This is a genomic window from Candidatus Neomarinimicrobiota bacterium, from assembly GCA_041154365.1.
GTDB classification, from domain to species: domain Bacteria; phylum Fidelibacterota; class Fidelibacteria; order Fidelibacterales; family Fidelibacteraceae; genus Fidelibacter; species Fidelibacter multiformis.
Map to the genome: position 1 here is coordinate 1,828,354 of AP035449.1, position 26,037 is coordinate 1,854,390.

Consider the following 26,037-nt stretch of genomic DNA (forward strand, 5'->3'; position numbering starts at 1 on the left):
ATAAGATTTTAGCATATACCAAATTAAGTTTTCTTAATGAAGCACCAGATGTTTCCGAGTTTCTCCTTTTTCTTTTGCCTCAACAATATGTTCAATATGCTCCCGCAGTACTGTGATCGCTTCCTCAACAGTATGTCTTTTAACAATGATGCAGACATACTTCTTCAGCAAGCGGTTGATATTAGGACCGAAACGCAATCCTGCAATTGCATCCAGACCTTTCAGGACTTCCGCTGTGGCTTGAGCCTTGCCCGGATCACCATGTTTGATGGATTCATCTTCGTGATATTTTATGTTTTTTATTCGTTCCACAAAACTTTCACCTTGTTCTGTGAACCGGTAAATATAAAAATATTTTGAATTTCCGAAGTGATCCTTAAGTAGATTTTGTCCGTCGTTACTTCCTATTCCAATTAATAATTCCATTTGATAACCACACCACTTTTTTTAATAATTATTGGTTTTGAGTTTTATATGCAACATGACTTCTACCAAAAAAATAAGATTGATTCCGTATACTTCCTAACAAGATTTTTTCAGTTCAATTTTCTTAATGTAGAAAGGCTCAAAATGTTTCAAATTCAGGTAAACCACATACGAAAAGAGAAATAATGAGCCTGGAAAAAATCTTAACAGGTCATAATAAAATCCCAAAAAATTTCCAGGAATTATTTTTAATCCAAACCATATCACCCTTTCGATCTCAGAACTCCGCATGTTTCCACATACCGTCTCTTTAAAACCCGGTTCTTTTCCTTGAGAATGGATAATTTTATGTTCTAATATAAAAGAGCATTTTGCTTTTTAGGCGGTGAGATTCATGATGGATAAAAAGTGGAAGAAGGTCCCGCCCAGGACAAAGAGATGCCATACGGGATGGCTCCAGATGGGTTTTTCCCAACGGTGAAAAAAATACCCGATGGAATAGAGGCCGCCACCCACAAAGAGATAGATCAGACTTTTCAACGGCAGTTGCCGGATCAATGCAGGACCGGCAATAATCACAATCCATCCCAAAGCCAGAAAAACCCAGTTGGTTGCCTTATAATATTTTTTGAAATAGACAGTTTTCAAGATGATTCCTGCCAGAGCAACTCCCCACACAATCCCGAAAAGAGTCCATCCCCAGGGACCTCTGAGGACGGTCAGGGTGTAAGGTGTATAGGTCCCGGCAATGAGAATAAAAATCGCCGCATGATCCATTCGGCGGAAGACATTTCGGGCTCCTTTTTTAGGAATGCCGTGATACAGTGTGGACATGAGATAGAGCAGTATCATACTGCTTCCGAAGATGGTATAGCTGGTGATATGCCAGGCTGTCCCCGCCTCGATTGCCCGGAAAATCAAGAGCACTAAAGCTACAATACTCAGCAGAAATCCAATACCATGTGTTACTGCATTGGCAATTTCTTCAGGGACAATAAATGGCCGGTCTTTGTACGTCTTTTCCATGGAAACTTCCAGTTTATTTTACAATTCAAGATAATCATTTCCAGATAGATTTAATCATTATTTATGGAAAATTTTAGATTTGAATGCACTTTTAACGGTAGTGTAATTTTGATTGTTTAAAAAAGCTTAAAGTCCAATCCAGTCATCAGTCGGCAGTGGACAGTCGACAGTGGCGAGGGGGTTGGGGAGATTGATTCGATTGGGAATTGGATGATTGGCACTTCGCTGCGCTCAGCATTCAATCGCCTTCGGCGTTCAAAAATTCAAGCGGCACTTCGTGCCGTTCAAGGATTCCAGGTGTCGACATTTGAACGCTGCGCAGCGGCGTTTGAAAGCCGCGTAGCGGCTATTGATCACCGAACGCAGTGAGGTGCTTGAATCCCTTGTCACGCGTTACGTGTTACTTTTCTGTCGATTGCCTGCCCCGTGAAAAGGGATCCGGTTTATCGGTATATTTCACGGAGAATTGAATAGATTGATTCGATTGATTTGATTGATATGTCTGGAGCGACGCGAAGCCCGGTCATCGAGTAGATCGCCGGCTGGCGGGTGTATCGAGATGCCAATTTCCAGTTTCCAACTACTAAAAAAGCCTCCTTGGTACAATTGAATTCTTTGAACACTGAGTACAGCGTAGTGCCAATCCACTCGCCACTGTCAACTGACGACTAACGACTGACGACTGTCGACTATCAATTACCGACTGCCACTACCCAACAATCCCCTCTGCGTCTCCGCATTCTCTGCAGATGAATATTAAAAATCTCTGCTACTCTGCACTCTCTCCGGGATGAATATTAAAAACCTCTGCTACTCTGCGCCCTCTGCGGGATGAATATTAAAAACTTCTGCTACTCTGCGCCCTCTGCGGGATGAATATTAAAAACCTCTGCTACTCTGCGCCCTCTGCGGGATGAATATTAAAAACCTCTGCTACTCTGCGCCCTCTGCGGGATGAATATTAAAAAACCTCTGCTACTCTGCGCCCTCTGCGGGAGGATAAAACTCTCATCATCTCAGCGGGAAAAAAGCGGAGAGGCAGGGATTTGAACCCTGGTTGCAGGTAACCCCGCAAAACGGATTAGCAATCCGTCGCCTTAAGCCACTCGGCCACCTCTCCTTTGACTGCCTTTCAAACAGCCGAAAAATATAGGACTTTTCACTGATGATGCAAAATAGTTTGATGGATTTTTCAGGCGAGCTTTTCCAGGATGAGCTGCTTGAGGTGCTCAAATATACGATATAGCTCCGGGGCTCCATCCAGTGTGACCGGCTTTCCCTTTATCTGAGATTTCGTAAAAGATGGATGGTACGGGATGTCTCCCAATACTGTCACTTTTTCCCTCCTGGCAATATCCCGGATGCGCTCTTTCTGCTCCGGAGATATATCCGCCTTGTTTATGAGTATCATGGCAGGAATGGAAAAGTGCTTCGTCAGCTCAAGAATCCGTTCCAGATCATGTATGGCCGAAACACCCGGTTCGGTCACAATCAATACACCCGATGCACCGGTCAGCGAAGCTATCACCGGACAGCCGGTCCCCGGTGCCCCATCTGTGAGTATCCAGCTTTTCCCCTTAGCCCCGGCTGTTTCACGTGCCTTTTGCCGGACAGCCGTCACCAGCTTTCCGGAATTCTCCTCCCCGGGATATAACTCTGCATGAATGAGCTCCCCCCAGGCTGTATCTGAGATATACAATTCTCCGTTGACGACTGGTTCAAATTGGATGGCATCCATAGGACACGCACGAAAACACAAGCCGCATCCTTCACAGGCAAGTGGGTCCACCTGATAAATACCGTTATCCTCCTGAGAAATGGCATGAAAACGGCATAAAGACTCACACAAGCCGCATCCCGTGCAGTCATCCTCCACAATTTCCGCCTTTTTCCCGCCACTGAAAGGCAATTTTTCACGGATTTCCGGATTCAGGAGAATGGGCAGATTGGAAGCATCCACATCACAATCGGCAAATACGGCATGATCCCACAAGACAGCCAAAGCACCAGTAACACTGGTCTTACCTGTTCCTCCCTTTCCACTGATGACCACAAGTTCTTTCATAAGCCCTTCCCGCACAAATCTTTCGCCAGGCAGGCCATATCTTCCCGAAACCGGGGAAAGTGTTCAATCAACAATCCACCACCGGCTATCACACGGGCATAATCCTCCCGGAAAGGAATTTTTAACACAACCGGAATCCCTTCTTCTTTGCACCAGTTTTCCACACCATCATCCCCCTGACCATGACGGTTGATTACCACCTGGAAAGGCTTTCGAATCAAACGGAGCATCGCCGCAACCCCCTTTAAATCATGCAATCCAAAAGGGGTGGATTCTGTCACGACCAAAACACGATCCGCATGTTTTACCGTTTCCACAACCGGGCAGGAAGTCCCCGGCGGAGCATCTATGATGGTACACGGACCTGCATAACTCAACACATCATCAATCACCGGAGTCACACGGCTCTCACCCCGGTGTAAATCACCTTCAATCACCTGAAGACGGGGATACGCTTTACAGTGATACTCCCGGATCCGGCCTGTTTCCCGGAACTTTTCAAGGATAGCCTTTTCCGGACATACATACATGCACGCCCCGCAACTATGACACAAATCCGGACTTAAAAGGACTCCCTTCCGGGTCATCATCAGGGCGTTATATTCACACATTTCCACACATTTACGGCATCGGGTACATTTTTCATGGAGGATTTCGGGAACCATCACAGAGACCGCCATATCACGACTCATATCCGCCTGAAAAAACAAGACGGCATTAGGCTCCTCGGCATCGGCATCCAAGAGGCGGATATCCCGCTCCCGGGACATATACGCTGCAAGGTTTACAGCAACGGTGGTTTTACCCGTCCCCCCTTTTCCACTGACTATGGCAAGATTCATTGATCAGCCACAAGCTCTTCCACAATGTGGCGGATTTTGCCGCTTTTACCGGTAATTACCTTAACACCGGCACTTTCCAGAGCAGTCAGTGCCTTGGGACCTACCTGAGGTGCCACAACCATGTCTACATCGGCATCTACCACATACTGAGCCACCACGCGACCTACTCCATGGCCACCCTCTTTTTCCCCGTTCCGCAAGGCATAAGACTCCATGGTCTCCGTATCAACAACCACAAACCAGTCCGCCCGTGCAAAACGGTTATCCATCTCCGAATCTAAAGTGTTTCCTACCGAAGGAAATAAGATTTTCATTGTTTTGCCTCCTGAATACAAGATGGTATTTTATGAACTTATGTTCATTATGAAAAGCAAAAAAGTCCTGTTCCTCTTTGCCGGGTCTTGTGTAAATTATCCCGTCAATTTTAAACAGGTGGTGAGCCATGAAAAAAGAAGAGATCCTGGCAATCCTGGAAAGTCAGCCCCTTTTCAAATCATTTCAGAAAAAAGATCTGGATACGGTTATCCGGCTTTCCAAGGTCAAAACTTATCCAAAGGATGAATTTCTGTTTCACGAAAGCATGCCCCGGGAGGCTTTGTACATTATTCTCAGCGGCCGGCTGACCATCCTTCAGGGGATTGGGGATGAAATGATGCCAAAAGCCATGTATCAGGCAGGATCGGTGATTTCCGAACGGATACTCCGGCAGGATCATTCGCCCCATAAGGCATCGGGACAAGCAGCGACGGCTCTGAAAACGCTGGAACTGGATCTTCAGGGACTGGAGAAATTGCGACACTGGCACAGGGAGATCTTTGACAGACTTCAGACCAATGCTTACAAGGCCTTTGCCCACAGCATGATCCATGTACAATCGCCGGAAGGGACGGAAACCGTTCACCACACACGAAAAGAACATGATCTGCTGGGTGAGCGGGATGTCCCGGACGAGGCTTTGTACGGCATTCAGACTCTGAGGGGGCTTGAAAATTTTCCCATCTCCCGCATCGGCATCAGTAAGGTCCCTACTTTGGTAAAATCCCTGGCGATGGTCAAAAAAGCTGCAGCTCTGGCCAATTACGAGCTGGGCAAGCTGGATGAAGCAGTCGCAATGGCTATCATACAGGCCTGCGATGAAATCATCGACGGAAGTCATCATGAGGCATTTGTAGTGGATGTTTACCAGGGAGGCGCCGGGACCAGCACCAATATGAATGCCAACGAAGTGATTGCCAACCGGGCGCTGGAAATCATGGGACACAAACGGGGTGAATACGACTACTGCCACCCCAATAACCATGTCAACCTGAGCCAGAGTACTAACGATGTATATCCCACCGCCTTGCGCATCGCCCTGCGGTTCAGTCTGCAGCTCCTCACTGGCGCCATGAAACAACTCTCAAAAGCCTTTGATACCAAAAGCAAAGAATTTAGGGATATCCTCAAAATGGGACGTACCCAGCTTCAGGATGCAGTCCCCATGACATTGGGACAGGAATTTTCCACCTTTTCCATCATGATGAATGAGGATATTGATCGGGTAAAAGAGCTGGATAAACTGCTGGAAGAGATCAACATGGGAGCCACAGCCATCGGGACGGGACTCAATGCCGATCCGGAATATACGGAAGCGGTGCGGAAACACCTGGAAGCCATCACCGGAAAAAAAATGACAACAGCTGAAAACCTGGTGGAAGCCACCCAGGATACCGGTGCCTATGTCCAGGTAAGCGGTGTGTTGAAACGGGTGGCGACCAAACTGAACAAAATCTGCAACGATCTGCGCCTTTTGTCTTCAGGTCCCCGGGCAGGTCTCCACGAAATCAACCTCCCCCCCGTCCAGCCCGGAAGTTCTATCATGCCCGGAAAGGTGAATCCCGTCATTCCTGAAGTGGTGAACCAGGTGGCTTTTGAAGTCATCGGAAATGATGTGACCATCACTCTGGCTGCCGGGGCAGGACAACTGCAGCTGAACGTTATGGAACCGGTGATTGCCTGGTCTCTGTTTAAGAGTATCAGTCATCTCCGGCAAGCCTGCATTGTGCTGGCAGAACGGACGGTCCGGAATATCACGGCTAATCCCGATGTGACCCGTGGATATGTAGAGCGGAGTATCGGCATTGTCACCGCTCTCTTGCCCAGACTGGGATATGAGATGTGTTCCAACCTTGCCAGGGAAGCCCTTGAAAAAGATAAAAGCATCCGCGAGATTGTTTTGGATAAACACCTGATGAGCGAAACAGAACTGGATAATATTTTGAAACCGGAGACAATGATTCGATGACAGATCAATCCCCATCAGATCCTGAATTATTCACTTTTCCCCATCGCCAAATCGCAAAAAGAGTCTTCAAAACCAGAGAAATTACATCGACCAATGACGTGATGCTGAAGGATCCGGAAAAACTCTTCCATTCCGGGGACGTGTTATGGAGTCTGAGACAAAGCAAAGGGCGAGGACGTTACGACCGGGTATGGAATTCCCCACAGGGCGGACTCTATTTTTCCATTTTATTTGAGGATATTCCCCGGCTAAGTGCTTTTTACCCCTATGTGCTCCTCTGTGCCCTGGCGATCCGGAATGTCCTGGCGGATCGGACCCGGGAGGATTTTTTCACCATCAAATGGCCAAATGACGTGTATGCAGATTATCACAAAATCGCCGGAATCCTGATCCAAAGTCATACAGCTTATCAGGGTTCTCGCGCTGTCATCGGAATGGGCATCAACCTCAATAATCCCATGCAGCATCTTTCCAATCTCCGGTCCCCGGCGATTTCACTCTATGAACTGACGGGAAACCCAACGGAACCTGAATCTTTTTTGGAGGATCTTCTGGACCGGGCGGATGCATACTACCGGGATTTTATACACCTGCGCTTCAGCCATTACCTGCCTGAGCTCAACCGCGTACTTTACAGCAAAGATAAATCCTTGATTTTAACGGAAGGAAAACATCAGCGGATTGTGATTCCCCGGGAATTCACAAAGGATGGGTATTTAAAATGTGAAGAAGATGGGGAAACGGTGATCCTGATGGTTTAGATTCAGGCATCTCAGTGTTGCTTCGCAGCTTTTTTAAGAAGTTGGAAGTTAGAAGTTGGAAGTTGGCGTCGCTACGCTCCTGGAGCTTCAGTCGACAGTCGTTAGTCGGCAGTAGACAGTGGCTTGGGGATTGGGGAGATTGGGAGATTGGATGATTAGCCCCCTTGTCACGCATTACGCGTTACTTTTTCAGTCGGCAGTCGACAGTCTGTAGCGAGGAAGGCTGGCACTTCGTGCTTTTTGGGAAGCTGGAAGTTGCCGTCGCTACGCGGTTTTCAATCACCACTTTGTGGTGTTCAAACGCTGCTGCGCAGTGAAGCAATTGAACGGCACATAGTGCCACTTGAATTTTTGAACGCCGAAAACGTTTGAACACTGAGCATAGCTAAGTGCGATCATCAAGTAACTTTTAGTATTCAAAAACCTCTTATTAAAAAAGGAGGCAAGCAGATGAAACGTTTTGAAGGAAAAACAGCAGTCATCACTGGTGGTGCCGGTGGAATCGGTTCTATTACCGGTGAATTGATGGCCAAAGAAGGAGCAAAGGTTCTTCTTGTTGATTTACATGAAGATGATTTAAAAAAGACCGTTGAAAAGATAAACAATCCAAACGTACACTATTTTGCAGCGGATGTAACAGATGAAAAGCAGGTCCAGGCTTACGCAAAAAAAGCAGAAGAGCTCTTCAGTCATGTTGATATATTTTTCAACAATGCAGGAATCGAAGGGAAGGTCCTGCCCTTGGAGGATTATCCATCGGACCTTTACAGGAAAGTCATCGATGTGAATGTCCATGGGGTATATTACGGACTCAAATATATCTTCCCCTTGATGAAAAAATCAGGAAAGGGCGGCTCCGTGATTATCACATCGTCTGTTGCAGGTATAAAAGGTACCCCTAATGTCCTGCCTTATGTGACCAGTAAACATGCAATTATTGGGATGATGCGCTCTGCTGCCCTGGAAGGAGCTCCCCATAAAATCCGTGTGAATACCGTCAATCCGTCTCCTATTGACAACCGGATGATGCGGTCTTTGGAAGAAGGATTTGCACCAGGCCAGGGAGAAGAAGCAAAGAAAAGTTTTGAGCAATCCATTCCACTGGGACGGTACGGTACAAATGAAGAAGTCGCAAGACTGGTCTTGTTTCTTGCCAGTGACGATAGTGAATTCATCACAGGTACCGTCAATCCGGTGGATGGTGGCATGACGGCCTGAGAAGGCAGTTCTCGATGCACACTAAATTCTGAATGCTGAATTCTAAAATTCAGCATTCAGAATTCATCTTGTGAATGATTGAATTAGATTTTATAAAAAAGATATATTTTTGATAATAATATAGTTTTTTTCTTAAATATCAAGTACAGCAGTTTTTAATCTATATGTTATCCACTTTGTCATTCAACTATTCATATATACGATTAACAATATTATCTTGCTTTATGTCGCTTTTCGGTGTATCTTACCCCCGGGGTGGGGGGCGTCACCTAAGCGAAATTATATATCACATCTCTCTTATAATCCTGGTGCTAAATCAAATGAATCGTCAATTCTATTAAAGAAGTTGGTAGCTGGAAATTGGCGTTTCTTCGCTCCTGGGGTTTCAGTCGAAAGTCGACAGTCAACAGTCGTTAGTCGGCAGTGGACAGTAGCTTGGGGATTGGGGGATTGGATGATTGGCCCCCTAGTCACGCATTACGCGTTACGCGTCACTTTTTCAGTCGACTGTCTGTAGCGAAGAAGGCTGGCACGTTGTGCCTTTTGGAAGTTGGACGTTGAAAGTTGTTCTCGCTTTTGACGAATCAATTTATTCGATCCCCCAAATCCTCCCAATCCCCTCGTCACTGTAGACTGTCCACCCTGTGAAATACACTTCACCCATCCACAGAGCAGACTGTCGACTGATGACTTTCGACTGATGACTTTTTTCGACTGATGACTGTCGACTGATGACTGCCGACTGATGACTGCCGACTAAACAATTACTTCCCAAGCAGTTTAAACATGTTCTTTTTGTACGCTTCCACACCGGGCTGGTCAAAGGGATTCACGCCCAATGTATATCCATAGATAGCAATGGCAAATTCAAAGATGACCAGCAATTCAAATAGGTTTTCCTCATCCAGGCGATCCAGGTAAAAGGCAGAAACCGGCACTCCGCCATCCTCATGGGCCTGGCGGGTTCCTTCATAAGCTTTCCGGTTAATCCAGCTCATTTTTTTACCCGTCAGATAATCCAGTCCGTCCAGATTTTGCCTGCTTTTTTCCACGGCAAGATCTGTTTCATAGTGTTCAATCACAAGGAATGTTTCAAAAATATTCCGGGTTCCTTCCTGAATCCATTGCCCCAGACTATGAAGATCCGTCGTAAAATCAGCAGAAGCCGGATAGAGTCCTTTTCCTTCTTTCCCCTCGCTTTCTCCAAAAAGCTGTTTCCACCATTCGGCAAGATAGTGCATCTGCGGTTCAAAGGTGGCAAGGATTTCAATGGCTTTTCCGTTTTTCCAAAGGATTTTCCGGTTCCGGGCATAGCGAAAAGCCGGATTTTGCCGGTCATCAAGAGATCCCTGTTGATATCCGGCCTTGGCACCTTTCAAAATCTTTTTCAGATCTCCCCCGGTGGCAAGTACGGGCAGGAGTCCTACCGGAGTGAGGACAGAAAACCGTCCGCCCACATTATCCGGAATGGTAAAAGTCCGGTATCCCTCCTGCTCACTCAGGGTGCGAAGGGCACCTTTTGAAGCATCGGTTGTGGCAATGATCCGTTTGGAAGTTTCTTTTCCATATTTCTTCTCAGCCAATTGCTTTAAAAAGCGGAATGCCACACCCGGTTCGGTGGTCGTCCCGGATTTGGAAATGACATTGATATAAAAATCTTTGTTTTCGAGTTCTTTCAGGAGCCGGCTTAATTCCAAAGGACTCAAATGGTGACCGGCAAAGCGAATCCTGTCATTTTCAGGAAAGAGGGAATGAATAACGGCTTTGGCTCCCAGATAAGATCCTCCGATGCCCACACAGACCAGGAGGTCGCCACTTGATTTAATTTCCTCAGCCACGCGGGACAGTGGTTCAAATTCTTCAGGGCTTTGCAAAGGCAAATCCATCCATCCTAAAAATTCATGTCCGGGGCCTTTTCTATCCAGAAGCAGATGGAGGGATTCATGGGTTCTGTCCTCCACATCTTCCACATGAATGGGTTCAAATGAATGGCAAAGTTTTTCATCATCATAGCGTACAGACATGGGCTCGATCCTTATTCTTTTATCTGTTTGATACGGTGACTTTCAAAACGTCGCAGGTTTTTTTAAAAAAATTCATTCATCTTTACGGAAAAAAGATATGAAACACTGCATTAATCTGGAAGATGGTGAAAGGTAAAATGGCTTTTGATTGCCTGGGCTGTCAGCTCTGGTGAATGGGTCCCGATAAAGGTGGCTGCAAGTGCCCCGGCTGCTGCCCCGAATTCTACGCAGGCCGGTATATCCCATCCCTGAAGGAGTCCCCAGATAAACCCCGCATGAAAAATATCCCCGCTGCCGTTGCTGTCCACTGCATCCACATGAAAGGCAGGCTGAAAGGCGGTGCCTTCCCGGTTACCATATACCACCCCTCCGGCTCCCAGCGTAATGCCCGCCATCTTCACCGGTGGTTTGGATAAAAAATGACAGGCTGTAAAAAGATCGATTGTGCCCAGAGTTTGGGTGACACCTTCCTTCGGAACCAGCCAGTAATCGATACAGGTAGACCATTTTTCCAGATTTAGTACGCGGGTTCCGGGATCAAGAACAGTAATAACCCCCTTTTCATGGGCTTCCCGGCCAAGCCGGTATTCAGTTTCTTCGTAACGGCCCTCCAGAAGCAGGATATCTCCGGGAGTCATGGACTCGACAAAGTCGGCGTGGTATGCCGGACAGCATAGTACATCATGGGATAAGATTGCTGTCCGTTTACCATGGTTGGATTTTTCGATGAGAATATAGGCAACGGGGCTGGCTAACTTTTTTTTGGTCTGAATAAAATCCGTCCTGACACCCTGGCTTCCGATTTCATCAACCACCGTCCGGCCGGTCCCATCATCCCCTACCGCCGCAAGCAGAGCCGTTTCCACACCGGAACGGGAAAGAAAGGCAAGGGCGTTGGACGCCGGTCCGCCAAAAAACCGGTGGAAGTCTGATGTGATCCTTTTTTCATTCAGGGCAGGGTAAGAATCCAAAAACAACACATGGTCATAGACCAGAAGACCGCTTGCGTAAACCTTCGGCATTCTCTGCTTTTCTCCGGGTATCATTTAAAACTGCCGGATGGTGCGAATCTGCTGATAGGCATCGTTAATCATTTTAAATTTTTCCTCGGCGGTTTTGACCAAATCCGGTCCAAGGTGTGCCACTTTATCCGGATGATAGAGACGGGCAAGGCGTTTATAGGAAGCCTTGATTTCATCATCAGTAGCCTGGGGACTGACTTCCAGAATTTTATAGAGCGCATCATCCGTTTTCGGTTGATAAACATTGAGAACAGACTCATAATCCTGAACAGAAAAACCCAGATTCATGGCGACTTTTTCAATAGCCTTCCGTTCAGCCCGGTCAATTTGCCCATCAGCCTGGGCCAGTCCGAAAAGAAGGTGGAGAAACTGGATGCGGGAAGACAGATCCAGGTACATAGAGATTTGCCGGATCACGCCGGTTATATCAATATCCCGTTCCAATGTCTGCTTAAAAAGATACATCAATTCCTGGACAAAATTCTGGTCCGAGATATTTTGCATGAGGTACTGTTTGACATATTCTACTTCCCCTTTACGGATTTTGGAATCGGCTTTGACGACATAGGCAAAAACGATCATCAGACTCACATAAAAATCGCCCATCTGTGTCTGTGCAGAAGGCCTGCCGTAAGGATGTCCCCCTGAAAGCCGGTAGGCTCCTCCCTGTTCTCTTTCATCCAGCCGGGATCCCAAAATCCCTCCCAATATCGCACCGATAGGTCCTAAAAGCACCCATCCCAGTCCTGCCCCAATAATTGTCTTATATGATATGGCCATCATCCGTCCCAATTTTTATTCAGTGGGAAATTGGAGAAAATGAGGGGGAAATTCAAGGGAAAAGGTTTATGGGTTCATGGGTTCATGGGTTCAGGGGTTCATGGGTTCATGGGTTCAGGAGCTCAGGGGTTCAGGAGCTCAGGGGTTCAGGAGCTCAGGGGTTCATGAGTTCAGGGGTTCAGGGGGAAGTTGCTTCAAGAGATATTAATTAATATTATATATCATAATTATTGAATTATGTTGACAGATTCTACATAATTAATTATAATAAAAAGCAATAGCTATTTGCAGATCAATTTTTGATAATTAAAATATGAGGTGTATATGGGCACTCATAAAAGTTTAGATATTTGGAAACAATCCATCGATTTGGTTGAACGGGTTTATAAAGCCACATTGGAGTTTCCTGATGAAGAAAAATTTGGTTTAGTTTCTCAGATTAGAAAAGCAGCAATATCTATTCCTTCAAATATTGCAGAAGGTGCTGCAAGGCAATCAGATAAAGAGAATATCTACTTTTTGTATATTGCTTTGGCATCCCTTTCAGAACTTGATACACAATTTATTATTGCAAAAAAATTAGATATTTGTAATAATCAAAATATTTCAAACTCAATAAATACTTTAAGACCTAAAATTGTAAAGTATATTAAATATTTAAAAACATTCAGTAAATAAACAATTCAATTATAATAATTCTATTAAAAAAATAATAAATTTCACCCATGAACCCCTGAGCTCCTGAACCCTTGAGCCCTTGAGCTCCTGAACCCTTGAGCCCTTGAACAAAAAAAATTGTAACGAATTCCCCAAATATTCATTGAATTTATAGGATAGAAATAATACATTTCTTTGTTGTGTTAAAATTGGGGAATTATGCAAAAAAAAGAGACAACTGAGACAAAGCCGAAGACCCGGAGACGCAAGAAACAGCGTTCGACGAACGATGCCAATAGGGCATTGAGCCGGTATTTAGATGAAATCGGTCATTTTGAACCGTTAAAACCGGCAGAAGAGATTGAACTGGCGAAGCGGGTTAAGCAGGGAGACCGCCGGGCATTGAAACAATTATGCGAGGCAAACCTGCGATTTGTCGTGAGTGTGGCAAAGGATTATCAGGGACAGGGTTTACCTTTAACGGACCTGATTAACGAAGGAAATCTGGGCTTAATCAAGGCGGCAGAACGTTTTGATGAGACCCGGGGATTCAAATTCATATCCTATGCTGTATGGTGGATTCGGCAAAGTATTTTGCAGGCCCTGGCGGAACACAGCCGGATTGTCCGTCTTCCCTTGAACCGGGTAGGCACGATCACCAAGATCACCCGGGCGGCAGAAGAGCTGGAAGGAACGGGTGAACGGACACCCAATCCGGATGAGATTGCAGACAAATTGGGACTCAAAACCTACGAAATTTCCGATGCAGTCCGGATTTCCCGGCGTCATCACTCGCTGGATGCCCCTTTTCGGGATGGGGAGAAGAATTCACTGATTGACATTATTGAAGACAGCGGGCAGCAAACACCGGATCATCTCTTGATGGATGAGAGTCTGGAATCTGAAATCCGTTCAGCCCTGGATACATTGAAAGACCGGGAGCGGGACGTGATTAAGATGTATTTCGGCATTGACCGTGAATATGCCCTTACCCTCAATGAAATCGGTGAAGAATTCAATCTGACCCGTGAACGGGTGCGACAAATTAAAGAAAAGGCCATTCGGCGACTGCGACATAAGTCCCGAAGCCGGAAATTAAGGTCCTATTTAGGCTAATGGTAACATAACAGAAAGGTGGTGACTTTTCACAATGGTTCAAGTAACTGTACACAGGGACGAACCACTGGAAAAAGCACTGAAGCGTTTCAAGAAGAAGTTTGAAAAGGCCGGGATCATGAGGGATATCAATAAGATCTCTTATTATGTGAAACCCAGCCAGGACAAACGGATCCGCCGGGCAAAGGCGGAGAGACGCTTGAGACGGCTTCGTAACAGTAAGTAAGCCTGAGAAGTCCGGAGAAGTCCGGACTTTTCCATTTCAGGGAGGATAAACCATGCTCATTGAATCCATTTCCGGTGTCCGCGGAACCATCGGAGACAGCCTGCAACCGGCACATATTGTTCAGTATGCTTCTGCTTTGGGAACCTATCTCAAATCAAAGGGCACCGTTATTATTGGCCGGGATTCCCGTCCCTCGGGAGAAGCCATTGTCCGGATTTTCAGCGCAACTCTCCAATGGATGGGAATTGATGTCATCCATATCGGTATTGTCCCCACCCCCACTGTCCAATTACTCACAGAGAAAAAAAATGCCGATGCAGGGGTTGCTGTTACTGCCAGTCATAATCCTTTTCCCTGGAACGGGATAAAATATATCGATCGTACCGGACTCTTTATGAATGCCGATCAGGTGCAAAAAATCATGTCCCTGAAAAATCTGACCCATACATCCTACAAAAAAAGCGGTGAGTTCGGATCCTACAGAGAAGAAGGGACAGCCCTGGCATACCACATAGACAACATCCTGGAAATTCCTTATATCCAGGCGGATAAAATCCGGAAAAAACATTTCCGCGTGGTGGTGGATGCGGTGAATGGTGGCGGTTCACTGGCGCTTCCGGCCCTTTTGAAAACGTTGGGGTGTGATGTGGTCGAAGTCCATTGCACACCAAACGGGAATTTCCCACACACACCGGAACCACTTCCGGAAAACCTGAAAGATTTGATGGATGCTGTCGTTAAACACAACGCCCACCTTGGCATGGCCGTAGATCCTGATGCAGACCGTCTGGCCATTGTCGATGAAGGCGGACGCTACCTGTCCGAGGAGTATACCCTGGTCATGGCGTTAAAAACGGTCCTTTCCAAAACAAACAGAAAAAATCCCCTGGTTGTCACCAATCTTTCCACCACCCTTGCAGTAGATAAAGTGACACATCGTTTTGGAGGAAGAATCCTCCGCACGGCCATAGGCGAGATCAACGTCTCATCTGCCATGAAGGCCGAAAATGCCGTGATTGGTGGCGAAGGAAACGGGGGAGTCATACTACCCGATTCACATTTGGGAAGGGACAGCCTGGTGGGGGCAGCGTTAATCCTCCAACTGCTCACCGATGAAAATAAACCCCTCAGCGATATTTTTGCATCTCTGCCTCAGTACCGGATGAGCAAGAAAAAGGTAGAGATCGGTCAGTCTGATCCTGATGCCATTATTGAAACGTTGAAAAAACGGTTTGCACAAAAAGAAACGGATACGACGGATGGACTAAAAATTCTTGATCAGGACCGGTGGGTACACCTTCGGAAATCCAATACCGAACCTATTTTACGGATCTATTCAGAAGCCCCAACCCTCGAAGAAGCAGAATCCCTGGGCGAAGCGATGATTGGGGAAATTAAAAGGGAGTTGAGAGTTAAGAGTGGAGAGTAGAGAATTGGAGTGTTGAGTTGAGAGTTAGGACGTGTCAAGAATCAGCATTCCAGAAAGGAATACACATGAAAAAACAAGAGAACATTGCCCGGTATATTGATCACACCCTGTTAAAACCCGATGCAACACAGGAACAGATTATCAAACTATGCCAGGAAGCGAAAGAATATCAGTTCGCTTCAGTATGCGTCAACCCCTATTGGGTCTCTTTATGTAAAGGCCAATTAAAAAATACAGACGTCAAAGTCTGCACGGTGATTGGTTTTCCACTGGGCGCCAGTACCACGGTGGTAAAAGTTGCTGAAACGCTGCAGGCCATTGAAGACGGGGCTGACGAAGTGGATATGGTGATGAACATCAGTGCCCTGAAATCCGGGAAGACAATCGATGTGGAAACGGATATCCGGGCTGTTACAGAAGCCGTCAAAAAGGTCACCCAAAACAACCGGATTCAGGTCAAGGTGATCCTTGAAACCTGTCTTTTACGGGATGAAGAAAAAATTCTGGCCTGTGAACTTAGTGAAAAGGCCGGGGCAGACTTTGTCAAAACATCCACAGGTTTTTCAAATGGTGGCGCAACGGTTGAAGATATCAAACTAATGAAGAAAACCGTCGGATCCCGGATGGAAGTGAAGGCTTCGGGCGGTATCCGTGATATGCAGACAGTCCTGGCCATGATACAGGCCGGTGCCACCCGAATCGGGACCTCATCCGGTGTGAAAATTGTCACCGGGCAAACAGGCGCAAAAGAGACATATTAAACCACGGCAAATTCCAGACAACCCTGATGAAAATATCAGTTATAACATTATGAACATATATGAAAGTCTGCAGGTCTTCGCCCCCCACCCCGGGGGTAATACAGGTCCCGAAAATAAGAGTGTCAAGTTTATTTTGTTATTATTATATACTTATGATATTTTTTTAAATAATATGAATTTCTAAACATATCAATACAACATCAAGATTACCTATGAACACCCCTCATCCCGTAAAAAAAAATTCCATCCATGAAGTTACGATCGAGAGTATTGCCTTTGGCGGTAAAGGCATTGCCAGATTGAACGATTATGTAATATTTGTCCGTAATTCCCTTCCAGGTCAATCGCTTCGGGTAAAAATCATCAAACGTAAATCTCATTATGCAGAAGCCATCATTGAAGAAATTCTGAAAGAGAGCCCACATTATACCCCGCCCCCGTGTCCTTATTTTTCCGATTGTGGCGGATGTTCATTCCAAAATCTGGACTATACAACCCAATGCCAGATCAAAGAGCAGCAAATTCGTGATGTGTTCGTACATCTGGGAAAATTGAGCACGACCATATTGCCGGTGAAAGGCGCACCGGTTTTGTGGGGATACAGAAATAAAATGGAATTCTCAGCCGGGACAGAGCGGTGGTTTATGAAAGAAAATGATCCGGGAACTCCCCGGGATTTTGCACTGGGTCTCCATGCTCCCCGGCGTTTTGACAAAATACTGGATATTGAATCCTGCCTGTTACAGGATGATGAGAGCAACGCCCTGTTTCAGGAAATCCGGAAAGAAGTGAAAAAAGAGGGGCTCTCACTTTACAACGCCAGGACTCATGAAGGGTATCTGCGGAATGTGGTAATCCGCAAAGGTTACCACACCGGGGAAATGATGGTCAATTTTGTAACCCGGGATGATACACCTGAACAGCTGACACCTGTGGTTGAACATATACTCCCACGTTTTCCTTCTGTGACAACGGTGGTCAATAACATCAATGATTCCCTGGGGATGACCGCCTTCGGTCAAAAGGAATGGCGTCTTCATGGACCGGGAATTATTCATGACCGCATCGGTCCTATACAATATGAAATATCCGCCAACAGCTTCTTTCAAACCAACACATCCGGTGCCGAACAGCTATATTCTCTTGTGGAAGACTTTGCCGAATTGACAGGACATGAAACCGTATGGGATCTCTATTGCGGAACCGGTTCCATTGCCCTCTATTTATCCCAAAAGGCCAACGAGGTTTTAGGTTTTGAGATGATCCGGGATGCCATTCAAAACGCCAGGCAAAACGCAGAGAAAAACCACATTTCCAATTGTCACTTTTTTGAAGCCAATCTGGATAAATTTTTTCAAAAAAATCCGGATCTGATTCAATCCTTACCGGCACCTGACCTGGCGGTTGTGGATCCTCCACGGGCCGGTCTCCATCCCGATTTCATCCAACAGCTGATTCACCTGGCCCCGCCGAAAATTATCTATGTCTCATGTAATCCGGCAACCCAGGCAAGGGATTCGGCATTGCTAGTAGAAAGCGGCTATTCTCTGGATAAAATTCAACCGGTGGATATGTTTCCCCATACACCTCATATCGAGTCTGTGGCACTTCTGACAAAAACATAACGCTGAAATAAGATCATTGCTCAAAACATCACTGTTTCATAATTTTAATCCATCAACTAAACGGAGAATTTCCCATGAAACGAATCCTTTTGGGCTTTATGCTTGTTTTATGTATCCATGTGCCCGGTATGGCTGCTGCTAATTTGATTATCAGATGTGATGATATCGGCATGAACCATTCCGTAAACCTGGCTGTCAGAGAGCTTTTAGATACCGGGCTCCCTATCAATTGCTCTGTCATGTTTCCGTGTGGATGGTATCTGGAAGGTATTCGTATTTTAAATGAATACGATAATGTCAGTGCAGGTGTCCACCTGACTTTGAATAGTGAATGGCAGGAATACAAATGGGGACCTGTTGCAGGTCAGGGAAGTGTACCGAGTCTGGTGGATTCCAACGGTTTTTTCTTTCCAACACGGGCACTTTTTGAAGCCAACAAACCGGTTCTGGCAGAAGTGGAAAAAGAACTTCGGGCCCAGCTTGACCGGGCTATGAATTCCGGAATAGACATTTCCTACATGGATTATCACATGGGCACCGCTGCCTCAACTCCTGAGTATCAAAGCCTCCTGATGAAACTGGCCAGGGAATATCAGATTGGCATCTCCCGTTTCTATGGCGAAGAAGATATGACGAGTGTGTATGCCGTGGATATCCACCATAAAACCGATTCTCTGGTCACCTACATTCAAAATCTGCCGGATACGGGGACATACTTGCTTGTTTGTCATATTGGAAAAACGACACCTGAAATGAATGCCCTCACGGATACACATCCCTGGGGACTAAAAGAAATGAGCCGACACCGGCAAGCCGAACTAAATGCCCTGAAATCTGAAGCTTTTCAATCCCTTCTGAAAAAGAAAAAGTTGAACATTCTCATGTATGATCAACTTCTGGATGAAAAAGGTGTTGAGGCGTTAGAGAATCCTTTTTGACGTTGAGACGAGACGTTGAGACGTTGTTGAGGCGTTGAGATGTGGGAACATGGATGGGGACGGTGGGAATTTACTTTATCCGGTGTTGATGGATTTTTGGGTTCATGGATTGGCAAGTGAATATGGGTAATGGGAATTTATAAAATTTTACTCTCACTATATAGAATTTTATTTATGCGTGTAGCCCCCCGGGGATAAAATAAACCCGAACCGGACCAAATGCAAGATTATATTATTTTTAATATGTTGTGTATTCCTATCCTTCGGACTAAGGTTCGGGGTTGTTTGCCATTTCGCCATTCAGGATACCAAGGATCTGATAATACGAGATCCAAAAGTTTTTCAGCGTCTGGATGTAGGTCCTTCGGGCTAAATCCTGTTCCTGCTGGGCCATAAACAAATGTGTTATATCCACTTTCCCGATGAGGTAGCGGTTTTTGGTGACCTCGAAACGCCGTTGGGCCACCGTATCTGACTGGGCAGCAATGTGGACTTGTCTTTTCAGTTGATCGAACTGCTTTAAAACATTGGAATAATCTTCCCGGATTTGTTTTCGTGTCAGATTTTCCCGGATTTGTGCTGATTTCAGGGCTGATTCACCGGCTTTGATCTCGGCACGGTTTTTTCCCCAGTTAAAAAGAGGAATATCAAGTCCCATGGTAAACTGTTCCTGGTCAAAGGGTTTTTCATATAAATCCTGAATATTTTCTCCGGTCTGGTTATAACCAAAGCTCATGGTCAGATCGGCACTGATTCTTCTCTTGGCTTTCAAATCATTCAGGGTATGTTCGGCTGACAACACCGAGAGGCTATCCCGTAAAATTTCAGAAGAACGGGCAAGGGCTTTTGAAAGAAATTCTTCCCGGTCAATCTCTACATCCGGAATTTTCATCGGGGCAGTAATACTAAACTCCATCTCTTCGGGCATGCCCAGAAGCATTTTGAGTTCGTTCATGGATCTTTCCAGCTCAAATTGGGCCGATTCCAGGTTTGTCTCGGCTTTCATGAGTTCCAGCTCACTTTGCAGCAAATCGTTTTCGGCGATTTTACCCACACTATAACGCCTTCTGGAAAGATTGTACACCGTATCATTCACTGTATAGTTTATCCGGGCAATTTCCAGGTTGATCTGATCGATATAGGTATTGAAAAAAGCGTTGACAATCTGGACATTCAGTGAATTGACATCTTCTTCAAAAGCCTGCCGGGCCAGTTCGTACTGGATTGTTTCCAGCTTATGTTCCCATTTCATGGCGTTGGGGGTAAAAAGAGGTTGACGGTAGGAAGCCACAAAGGGAGAAGCCCGCCAGTAAAAATTGCTAGTATTCAAATTATCAAAGCGCTCAAGTCCGCTACTCATGGATAAGGTTCCGCCGGTCCAGCGGACTTTCTGACGAACTTCCAAAGCCGCCGTTCCGTAGGTTTGGCTTTGTGCCCGGTATAAAAGGGTCCCATCCGGCTGCTGAACACTTCTGATGCTCCGGTTTAAACCCGGGATATTACCGGATAATGAGATCTCCGGAAAATAATCTTTCATAAAAGCTTCGTAATTCCACCGGGAATTCAGAAAATTCTGACGGACCATTTCCAGATTGGGACTGTGAACCCGGGCATAGTCCAGGGCATTATCTAAAGATAATTCAATGATTTCCCTGTTTTCTGCTGATAACAAAGCTCCGCTCAGGAATAAAAGACAGAAAAAACACATAAAAAAACGGATGGGATATCGCATATAAAAACTCACCTATTCATATCTTAAGGATTCAATAGGATCCCTCCTGGCCGCCTGATTGGCAGGATAACTACCGAAAATGAGTCCAACCGAGATGGAAACCACAAAAGAGACAACAATGGAAATCGTAGAAACTACCGTGGTTATACCAGTAATTTCTTCTATCAGATAGCTGAGAAAAATTCCCAAAAAGATTCCAATAATTCCCCCGGTAACCGAAATTGTAATGGCTTCCAAAAGAAACTGAAGCATGATATCCAGACGTGTAGCACCCAGGGCCTGGCGGACACCGATTTCCTTGATGCGCTCCATTACCGAGGCCAGCATAATATTCATGATTCCGATGCCTCCCACGACCAGGGAGATGGAAGCAATAGCTCCCAGGACTATATTAAAAATTCGTTTGGTCTGTTGTTCCTGCCGCAACAATTGTTCGGGAACGATCACCTCAAAATCCACCACATCATAATGCCGGCGGGCCAGCATGCGGGCGATAATTTCTGAAACCGTGGTGATGTATTGTGAATCATCTACCCGGACCACAAGCCGGTCGATCTGGTGATAATTTGTCTCCTGGGATCGGCTTCTCTGCCGTGAGGCAGCCATGATGTCCTGAGGAGAAATCCGAGATCTGTCAATATAGCGGAGTAAAACGGTTTTCACCGGGGTATAAATATCCAGGTTGGTATTTCTCAATCCCAGATGCTCAAAAGATTCTTCAGACACTCTCCGCTCTTTCAACACACCCACAACCGTCAACCAGTTCTTTCCGCATTTTATTTTTTTTCCTATAGGATTTTCTCCCGGAAAAAAGCGGACACCGATGTCATATCCGACCACACAGACTGGCAAAGCCTGTTGCTGCTGATTCTCCGTAAAAAAAGTCCCCTCCAGTATTTCAAAATCCGTGGTTCGGAAATATTCATTGTGAACGCCCACCAGCTTTCCTGAACGGCGGTATCCCGACCGGATCATGGTAGTTTCCAATACAATTTCAGGACTCACAAAATCCACATGTGGAACCGTAGATTGTATGGTTTCGGCATCTTCCAGGGTTAATCCCCGGGAGAATTTAATCTCTTTTTCGCCGTTGCGGGTCTGTTGAGTGTCCGACTCATCCTGTACACGCCCTTCTTCCTGTTCGATAACAGGCCGGATAATGACATTATTCACACCCAGCAGGGACATCTGTTCCAATATTTCCTGTCTGGCGCCAGATCCAATCGCCAGCATGGCTATCACACTGGCCACCCCAAAAATAATCCCCAAAGAAGTTAAAAGGGATTTCAGCTTATTCTGCCGGATGGCATCTAAAGCAATATGCAAATTCAAAAGGGTTTGAACAGACCAGTGATAGTGCAAACTCATGGAGAATCCGATAGATAAATGATTTCAAGGTCATCCCGATTTTCTGGAATCGATAAAAAGATTTTATCCCTGGGCTTTAATCCACGAATAACCACTATTTCGTTTTCATTTTTCAGGCCGGTTTCCACTTCCTGTTTCACTGTACCGGAGACACTCTTTTTATACACGAATTCCAGAGAATCTTCTGCATGGTATGTCTCCAGGGGGATATAGAGGGCAGAATCCAGGGACGCAATGATGATGGTGTTACTGGTAGTCATGGCCGGCCGAAGGGTAGAATCGGATTCATTGATTTCGATCTCCACTTCAAAGACCTTGGAGTCTGAATTAGGCTGCTGTTCGCCGATATTGGCAATTGATGTAACCACCCCCGTCAATTTTTTGGATGGATCAGCATCCAAACCAACCTCCACCGGCATCCCTGTTTTCACTTTTTGAATATCCACTTCGCTGACATAAGTAATGGACTGCATCACACTCAGATCCGGCAGGGTGGCAATTGTCGGATCCCAGGCATTCACCGTAGAACCCTCCGTGATCTTGTTCCCGTTCCAGTCCCTTTTGTAAATCACCATCCCCTTTTCGGGAGCATAGATGGTAAACTCCTTCATCAGATCCAGATATTCCTGGTACTCATTCCGGTTTTTCCGGAGGTCTGAATCCACTTCGGACATTTTGGCAATCGCCTGTTTGACTTTGGTTTTATAGTTTTCTTTTGCCTGTTCCAGGGCACGGACTGCTTTGTCATAATCAATTTCAGCCTGCCGGGCAACAGACGGAGCTTCATATTTGGCCTGTTCTTTCATTAAAAGCCGTTCTTCCAGGGCATACTCCAGATTGATCAGTTCATTCCGGGCATTTGCCAATGTCAGTGTACAATCCAGCTTTGCCTGCTGATATTGACTTTCAGCCTTTTGAATAGCCAGCTGGGCATCTTTGATCTTGCTCTCCAATTCGGATCTGTCCAGACTAGCCACAAAATCACCGGAATCCACCACTGTCCCCTCCGGGACCAATTTCAGGATTTTCATCTCATAAATCCTGGCTCTTCTGGAATTGGCAGGACCTCGGATCTCTGTGGAATTTTTTGCCTTCAGCTCTCCGGTGGTTGTAATTGTAACACGGAATGGACCTGTATCTGGAGAGATAATTATTTCCGTACTCTCTACCTCAGGTGTCAGAAAGCGGTAAAAAAGAAAGACAATAACGAGAACAATAAAAAGAATCAGAAGAATGTTTTTACGTTTCATGGATGACCCAGTTGTTCAATGCTTGACTCATAAAGCGACCGGATATAGCCATCCAGCCACGTGTTAAAATATTTGATATCTTTTTGATTTACACCCTTTTTATAGAATTGTTCCTGCAAAGTCCTGGCTTTTAATATGATGGCATCTTCCCGGGGGATCAGATTCTGCAAAAATCCTGTATTCTGCTGATTTTTCAGGGGGGCTGTATTGATATAGGCTTCCCCGTTCCCTTTTTCATAAGGAAAACAGTATTCTTTCAATTTCAGGGACCAATCCACCAGGGGAGGATTTCCACCATCCGTCGATTGGATCGTGGCAGGCAGTTCCTTTCCACCACCCACCCATACCGGTGTGACCACGCAGGTGAGGGGAAATCCGATAACAGTCCACAATGTTGTGGCTTCAGGGTTTTCATGGGGTTTTACTCCTTCTACAATCAACACCGAAGCGGACCAGTAACGGACCACATAGTCCTGCAGTGATACCATGTATTCATCCTGAAAGTCTTCGGGAAAGTAAGTATCCCAAATATCCCGTTTCATCAGGCCATGATGCATATTCCGGGTTGCCTTTTTCAGGATAAATTCCACACTCAGGCCTCCTTTCAGCATTTCCCGTCGGAAAAGATCTGCCGTTTCGGCATACCGGATATATCCCTGGCCGTCTTCCGGTTCTCCGGAGAAAGAGAAATTTGTCCGGATCAGATAGCCTTCAGGAGCTGCTATTTTATCATTGGCATCATATTTTACATAGTTATAAAACCCGGTTTCAAAATAAGCTGCGCCACCTTTCGCATCGATAACACCGAAATTTGCCTCAACGCCCCATTTTCCCGACTGGGATTTAAGAAAGGTTTCAAATTCATCCACAGTGGCACATTGTCCCAGGGCTTTTTTCATAAAAAGTCCTTCCTGATCCCTTTGTTTTTTCCATTCTACACCAGCATTTACATTATAGGACGCCGTGTTCATGATACTAAAACCGGCTTCATTGCTGCCCATCCAGAGTTGATGATTCAGGGTATCGTTTACATTGAAGATTCCAGTACAGGCATATTTTTCACCCATAAAATGGACTATTTTATTTTCCAGAGCGCCGGTATCCCGGTGTTTCCACAGCATAGGTCTGCCGGTGAGCGATGCGTTCCCGGTAATGACCGCTGAAGTACAGGGAAAAAGCCCAGTGATTAAAAGAAATACAGAAAACAGTACACACAGACTTTTTTTCATCTATAATACCTCCGTTACGGGCTAAAAAAGAGATAAGCTACAAAAATAGCAGCAATCACACCGGCAAAATCGGCGGTGAGTCCGGCTGATACGGCATAGCGGGTTTTCCGCACACCTACTGAGCCAAAATAAAGGGCAATCACATAAAAGGTGGTATCTGTTGCACCCTGCATAATACACACCAGTCTTCCCACAAAACTATCGGGGCCATGATGCTGCATGGCTTCAATCATGAGTCCCCGTGCACCGCTTCCACTGAGGGGCCGCATCAGGGCTGTTGGTAAAGCCGGTAAAAATTCTGTATTCAATCCCAAGGCAAAAAATCCCCTTCCCAACAGATCAATCAGCATTTCCAGGGCTCCGGAAGTCCGGAAGACGCCGACGGCAACCAATATAGCGATGAGGTAGGGAATAATGACAATGGCCGTGCTGAATCCTTCCTTGGCACCGTCAATAAAAACTTCATACACATTCAGTTTTTTCCGGAAACCCATCCCGATAAAGAAAATAATCACAGAAAAAAGGATCAGATTACCGGCAATGAGGGAAATCTGGTTAATCATTTCAGGGGTTAAGGTAGAAAAAAAGGCAATCATGCCAACGACAAAAAGGAGAAATCCACCCAGATACGCCAGAAGGACTCCATCCAGAAGTCGGATTTTTTGGCGGAAGGCCACGGCCAGGATGCCGCAAAAGGTAGAGAAGAAGGTGGAAATGAGGATGGGAATAAAAATATCTGCCGGGGCAGCTGCACCCATTTCAGCCCGGTACATCATGATAGCCACCGGCAGAATCATAAGTCCGGATGTATTCATCACCAAAAACATAATCATGGCATCCGTCGCCGTATCTTTCTCCGTATTCAGGTCCTGAAGCTGCTTCATAGCTTTCAGCCCCAAAGGCGTAGCTGCATTTTCCAACCCCAGTATATTGGCGGCAATATTCATTAACATGGAACCGTAGGCAGGATGTCCTGAAGGAATACCGGGAAAAAGCCGGCTGAAGAGAGGATTAACAGCCCGGGCAAGCAGCCGGATACATCCGGATTTTTCCGCAATTTTCATGAGTCCCAACCAGAGTGTCATTATGCCGGCCAACCCCAATGAGATCTCAAGTCCTGTCTTGGCCATCTCAAAAGTGCTGTTGATCAGATCGGGGAAAATCTGGGTATCCCCCAGGAAAATCAGGCGTCCCAGTCCCACAAGCCAGGCAATGACAAAAAAGGAGATCCAGATAACATTCAATACCATAACAAATC

General features: G+C 45.9%; 23 protein-coding genes and 1 tRNA gene. 10 read left to right on the forward strand and 14 right to left on the reverse strand.

The features are described from left to right. Positions 1–33: 33 nt before the first annotated feature. The 6 genes from strainIA91_RS07790 to strainIA91_RS07815 form a co-directional block, all read right to left on the reverse strand. A complete protein-coding gene (locus tag strainIA91_RS07790) occupies positions 34–426 on the reverse strand; it encodes a NifB/NifX family molybdenum-iron cluster-binding protein (protein WP_400166220.1) in 393 nt (130 codons plus the stop codon). 378 nt (positions 427–804) lie between these two features. Next, positions 805–1,452 carry a PAQR family membrane homeostasis protein TrhA gene (gene trhA / locus strainIA91_RS07795; protein WP_400166221.1) on the reverse strand — a complete coding sequence of 216 codons (648 nt, stop codon included), beginning with the start codon at positions 1,450–1,452 and terminating at the stop codon, positions 805–807. Between the two features lie 1,031 nt (positions 1,453–2,483). Next, positions 2,484–2,572 (reverse strand) — tRNA-Ser (locus strainIA91_RS07800). A 72-nt stretch (positions 2,573–2,644) separates the two neighbouring features. Beyond that, complete coding sequence (locus strainIA91_RS07805) at positions 2,645–3,517, reverse strand: ATP-binding protein (protein ID WP_400166222.1); 873 nt, start codon at positions 3,515–3,517, stop codon at positions 2,645–2,647. Further along, a complete protein-coding gene (locus tag strainIA91_RS07810; RefSeq protein ID WP_400166223.1) occupies positions 3,514–4,359 on the reverse strand; it encodes a 4Fe-4S binding protein in 846 nt (281 codons plus the stop codon). Before strainIA91_RS07810 ends, strainIA91_RS07805 begins: the two co-directional genes overlap by 4 nt. Then, a complete protein-coding gene (locus strainIA91_RS07815) occupies positions 4,356–4,673 on the reverse strand; it encodes a NifB/NifX family molybdenum-iron cluster-binding protein (RefSeq protein ID WP_400166224.1) in 318 nt (105 codons plus the stop codon). Before strainIA91_RS07815 ends, strainIA91_RS07810 begins: the two co-directional genes overlap by 4 nt. A 128-nt stretch (positions 4,674–4,801) precedes the next feature. Between strainIA91_RS07815 and aspA the strand changes: the two genes are divergently transcribed. The 3 genes from aspA to strainIA91_RS07830 all read left to right on the forward strand — a co-directional run bounded on the left by aspA (position 4,802) and on the right by strainIA91_RS07830 (position 8,622). Further along, entirely contained in the window at positions 4,802–6,643 is a 1,842-nt protein-coding gene (aspA, locus tag strainIA91_RS07820) for an aspartate ammonia-lyase (protein WP_400166225.1), read from the forward strand. Further along, a complete protein-coding gene (locus strainIA91_RS07825) occupies positions 6,640–7,404 on the forward strand; it encodes a biotin--[acetyl-CoA-carboxylase] ligase (RefSeq protein WP_400166226.1) in 765 nt (254 codons plus the stop codon). Before aspA ends, strainIA91_RS07825 begins: the two co-directional genes overlap by 4 nt. 450 nt (positions 7,405–7,854) lie before the next feature. After that, on the forward strand, positions 7,855–8,622 hold the full coding sequence (locus tag strainIA91_RS07830) for an SDR family NAD(P)-dependent oxidoreductase (protein ID WP_400166227.1): 768 nt from the start codon (positions 7,855–7,857) through the stop codon (positions 8,620–8,622). 764 nt (positions 8,623–9,386) lie between these two features. Here the strand turns inward: strainIA91_RS07830 and strainIA91_RS07835 are convergent. The 3 genes from strainIA91_RS07835 to strainIA91_RS07845 form a co-directional block, all read right to left on the reverse strand. Continuing rightward, positions 9,387–10,646 carry a glucose-6-phosphate isomerase gene (locus tag strainIA91_RS07835; protein ID WP_400166228.1) on the reverse strand — a complete coding sequence of 420 codons (1,260 nt, stop codon included), beginning with the start codon at positions 10,644–10,646 and terminating at the stop codon, positions 9,387–9,389. Between the two features lie 110 nt (positions 10,647–10,756). Then, positions 10,757–11,668, reverse strand: coding sequence for a carbohydrate kinase family protein (locus strainIA91_RS07840; protein WP_400166229.1), 912 nt, complete (start codon positions 11,666–11,668; stop codon positions 10,757–10,759). Positions 11,669–11,692: 24 nt separating this feature from the next. Next, positions 11,693–12,451, reverse strand: coding sequence for a TerB family tellurite resistance protein (locus strainIA91_RS07845; RefSeq protein ID WP_400166230.1), 759 nt, complete (start codon positions 12,449–12,451; stop codon positions 11,693–11,695). Positions 12,452–12,772: 321 nt separating this feature from the next. On the opposite strand from strainIA91_RS07845, the gene strainIA91_RS07850 reads away from it, so the two are divergent. The 7 genes from strainIA91_RS07850 (at position 12,773) to strainIA91_RS07880 (ending at position 19,200) form a co-directional block, all read left to right on the forward strand. After that, positions 12,773–13,126 (forward strand): four helix bundle protein, encoded by a 354-nt coding sequence (locus strainIA91_RS07850; RefSeq protein WP_400166231.1) that lies wholly within the window; start codon positions 12,773–12,775, stop codon positions 13,124–13,126. Between the two features lie 198 nt (positions 13,127–13,324). Beyond that, positions 13,325–14,221, forward strand: coding sequence for an RNA polymerase sigma factor RpoD/SigA (locus strainIA91_RS07855; RefSeq protein ID WP_400166232.1), 897 nt, complete (start codon positions 13,325–13,327; stop codon positions 14,219–14,221). 34 nt (positions 14,222–14,255) lie between these two features. Next, positions 14,256–14,447, forward strand: coding sequence for a 30S ribosomal protein S21 (rpsU, locus tag strainIA91_RS07860; protein ID WP_400166233.1), 192 nt, complete (start codon positions 14,256–14,258; stop codon positions 14,445–14,447). A 52-nt stretch (positions 14,448–14,499) separates the two neighbouring features. Then, positions 14,500–15,876, forward strand: a complete 1,377-nt coding sequence (gene glmM / locus strainIA91_RS07865) for a phosphoglucosamine mutase (RefSeq protein WP_400166234.1) — start codon at positions 14,500–14,502, stop codon at positions 15,874–15,876. A 65-nt stretch (positions 15,877–15,941) separates the two neighbouring features. Continuing rightward, positions 15,942–16,637 (forward strand): deoxyribose-phosphate aldolase, encoded by a 696-nt coding sequence (gene deoC / locus strainIA91_RS07870; RefSeq protein ID WP_400166235.1) that lies wholly within the window; start codon positions 15,942–15,944, stop codon positions 16,635–16,637. Positions 16,638–16,849: 212 nt separating this feature from the next. Then, positions 16,850–18,262: a 23S rRNA (uracil(1939)-C(5))-methyltransferase RlmD gene (gene rlmD, locus strainIA91_RS07875; RefSeq protein WP_400166236.1), complete on the forward strand. Its 1,413-nt coding sequence runs from the start codon at positions 16,850–16,852 to the stop codon at positions 18,260–18,262. A 74-nt stretch (positions 18,263–18,336) separates the two neighbouring features. Next, on the forward strand, positions 18,337–19,200 hold the full coding sequence (locus tag strainIA91_RS07880; RefSeq protein WP_400166237.1) for a ChbG/HpnK family deacetylase: 864 nt from the start codon (positions 18,337–18,339) through the stop codon (positions 19,198–19,200). 268 nt (positions 19,201–19,468) lie between these two features. On the opposite strand, the gene strainIA91_RS07885 is transcribed toward strainIA91_RS07880, so the two are convergent. Genes strainIA91_RS07885 through strainIA91_RS07905 form a run of 5 tightly spaced genes read right to left on the reverse strand, consistent with a single transcriptional unit; the run spans position 19,469 to position 26,029 of the window. Further along, positions 19,469–20,932 (reverse strand): TolC family protein, encoded by a 1,464-nt coding sequence (locus strainIA91_RS07885; protein ID WP_400166238.1) that lies wholly within the window; start codon positions 20,930–20,932, stop codon positions 19,469–19,471. Between the two features lie 12 nt (positions 20,933–20,944). Then, a complete protein-coding gene (locus strainIA91_RS07890) occupies positions 20,945–22,300 on the reverse strand; it encodes an ABC transporter permease (protein WP_400166239.1) in 1,356 nt (451 codons plus the stop codon). Beyond that, positions 22,297–23,550: an efflux RND transporter periplasmic adaptor subunit gene (locus strainIA91_RS07895; RefSeq protein WP_400166240.1), complete on the reverse strand. Its 1,254-nt coding sequence runs from the start codon at positions 23,548–23,550 to the stop codon at positions 22,297–22,299. Before strainIA91_RS07895 ends, strainIA91_RS07890 begins: the two co-directional genes overlap by 4 nt. After that, the gene (locus strainIA91_RS07900) at positions 23,547–24,779 is read right to left on the reverse strand and encodes a hypothetical protein (protein WP_400166241.1); all 1,233 of its coding nucleotides are present in this window, start codon (positions 24,777–24,779) and stop codon (positions 23,547–23,549) included. The genes strainIA91_RS07895 and strainIA91_RS07900 overlap by 4 nt, the downstream gene beginning before the upstream one ends. 14 nt (positions 24,780–24,793) lie before the next feature. Further along, positions 24,794–26,029 (reverse strand): nucleoside recognition domain-containing protein, encoded by a 1,236-nt coding sequence (locus tag strainIA91_RS07905; protein WP_400166242.1) that lies wholly within the window; start codon positions 26,027–26,029, stop codon positions 24,794–24,796. Positions 26,030–26,037: the final 8 nt, after the last annotated feature.

Excerpts from the sequence above, each read along its gene's own strand:
- rlmD (WP_400166236.1), top strand. The coding sequence starts at position 16,850 with ATGAACACCCCTCATCCCGTAAAAAAAAATTCCATCCATGAAGTTACG.
- strainIA91_RS07885 (WP_400166238.1), bottom strand. The coding sequence starts at position 20,932 with ATGCGATATCCCATCCGTTTTTTTATGTGTTTTTTCTGTCTTTTATTC.
- strainIA91_RS07895 (WP_400166240.1), bottom strand. The coding sequence starts at position 23,550 with ATGAAACGTAAAAACATTCTTCTGATTCTTTTTATTGTTCTCGTTATT.
- strainIA91_RS07790 (WP_400166220.1), bottom strand. The coding sequence starts at position 426 with ATGGAATTATTAATTGGAATAGGAAGTAACGACGGACAAAATCTACTT.
- strainIA91_RS07850 (WP_400166231.1), top strand. The coding sequence starts at position 12,773 with ATGGGCACTCATAAAAGTTTAGATATTTGGAAACAATCCATCGATTTG.
- strainIA91_RS07830 (WP_400166227.1), top strand. The coding sequence starts at position 7,855 with ATGAAACGTTTTGAAGGAAAAACAGCAGTCATCACTGGTGGTGCCGGT.
- rpsU (WP_400166233.1), top strand. The coding sequence starts at position 14,256 with ATGGTTCAAGTAACTGTACACAGGGACGAACCACTGGAAAAAGCACTG.
- strainIA91_RS07810 (WP_400166223.1), bottom strand. The coding sequence starts at position 4,359 with ATGAATCTTGCCATAGTCAGTGGAAAAGGGGGGACGGGTAAAACCACC.
- strainIA91_RS07845 (WP_400166230.1), bottom strand. The coding sequence starts at position 12,451 with ATGATGGCCATATCATATAAGACAATTATTGGGGCAGGACTGGGATGG.
- deoC (WP_400166235.1), top strand. The coding sequence starts at position 15,942 with ATGAAAAAACAAGAGAACATTGCCCGGTATATTGATCACACCCTGTTA.
- strainIA91_RS07880 (WP_400166237.1), top strand. The coding sequence starts at position 18,337 with ATGAAACGAATCCTTTTGGGCTTTATGCTTGTTTTATGTATCCATGTG.
- aspA (WP_400166225.1), top strand. The coding sequence starts at position 4,802 with ATGAAAAAAGAAGAGATCCTGGCAATCCTGGAAAGTCAGCCCCTTTTC.
- strainIA91_RS07815 (WP_400166224.1), bottom strand. The coding sequence starts at position 4,673 with ATGAAAATCTTATTTCCTTCGGTAGGAAACACTTTAGATTCGGAGATG.
- strainIA91_RS07855 (WP_400166232.1), top strand. The coding sequence starts at position 13,325 with ATGCAAAAAAAAGAGACAACTGAGACAAAGCCGAAGACCCGGAGACGC.
- strainIA91_RS07805 (WP_400166222.1), bottom strand. The coding sequence starts at position 3,517 with ATGAAAGAACTTGTGGTCATCAGTGGAAAGGGAGGAACAGGTAAGACC.
- trhA (WP_400166221.1), bottom strand. The coding sequence starts at position 1,452 with ATGGAAAAGACGTACAAAGACCGGCCATTTATTGTCCCTGAAGAAATT.
- strainIA91_RS07840 (WP_400166229.1), bottom strand. The coding sequence starts at position 11,668 with ATGCCGAAGGTTTACGCAAGCGGTCTTCTGGTCTATGACCATGTGTTG.
- strainIA91_RS07825 (WP_400166226.1), top strand. The coding sequence starts at position 6,640 with ATGACAGATCAATCCCCATCAGATCCTGAATTATTCACTTTTCCCCAT.
- strainIA91_RS07890 (WP_400166239.1), bottom strand. The coding sequence starts at position 22,300 with ATGAGTTTGCACTATCACTGGTCTGTTCAAACCCTTTTGAATTTGCAT.
- glmM (WP_400166234.1), top strand. The coding sequence starts at position 14,500 with ATGCTCATTGAATCCATTTCCGGTGTCCGCGGAACCATCGGAGACAGC.
- strainIA91_RS07900 (WP_400166241.1), bottom strand. The coding sequence starts at position 24,779 with ATGAAAAAAAGTCTGTGTGTACTGTTTTCTGTATTTCTTTTAATCACT.
- strainIA91_RS07835 (WP_400166228.1), bottom strand. The coding sequence starts at position 10,646 with ATGTCTGTACGCTATGATGATGAAAAACTTTGCCATTCATTTGAACCC.
- strainIA91_RS07905 (WP_400166242.1), bottom strand. The coding sequence starts at position 26,029 with ATGGTATTGAATGTTATCTGGATCTCCTTTTTTGTCATTGCCTGGCTT.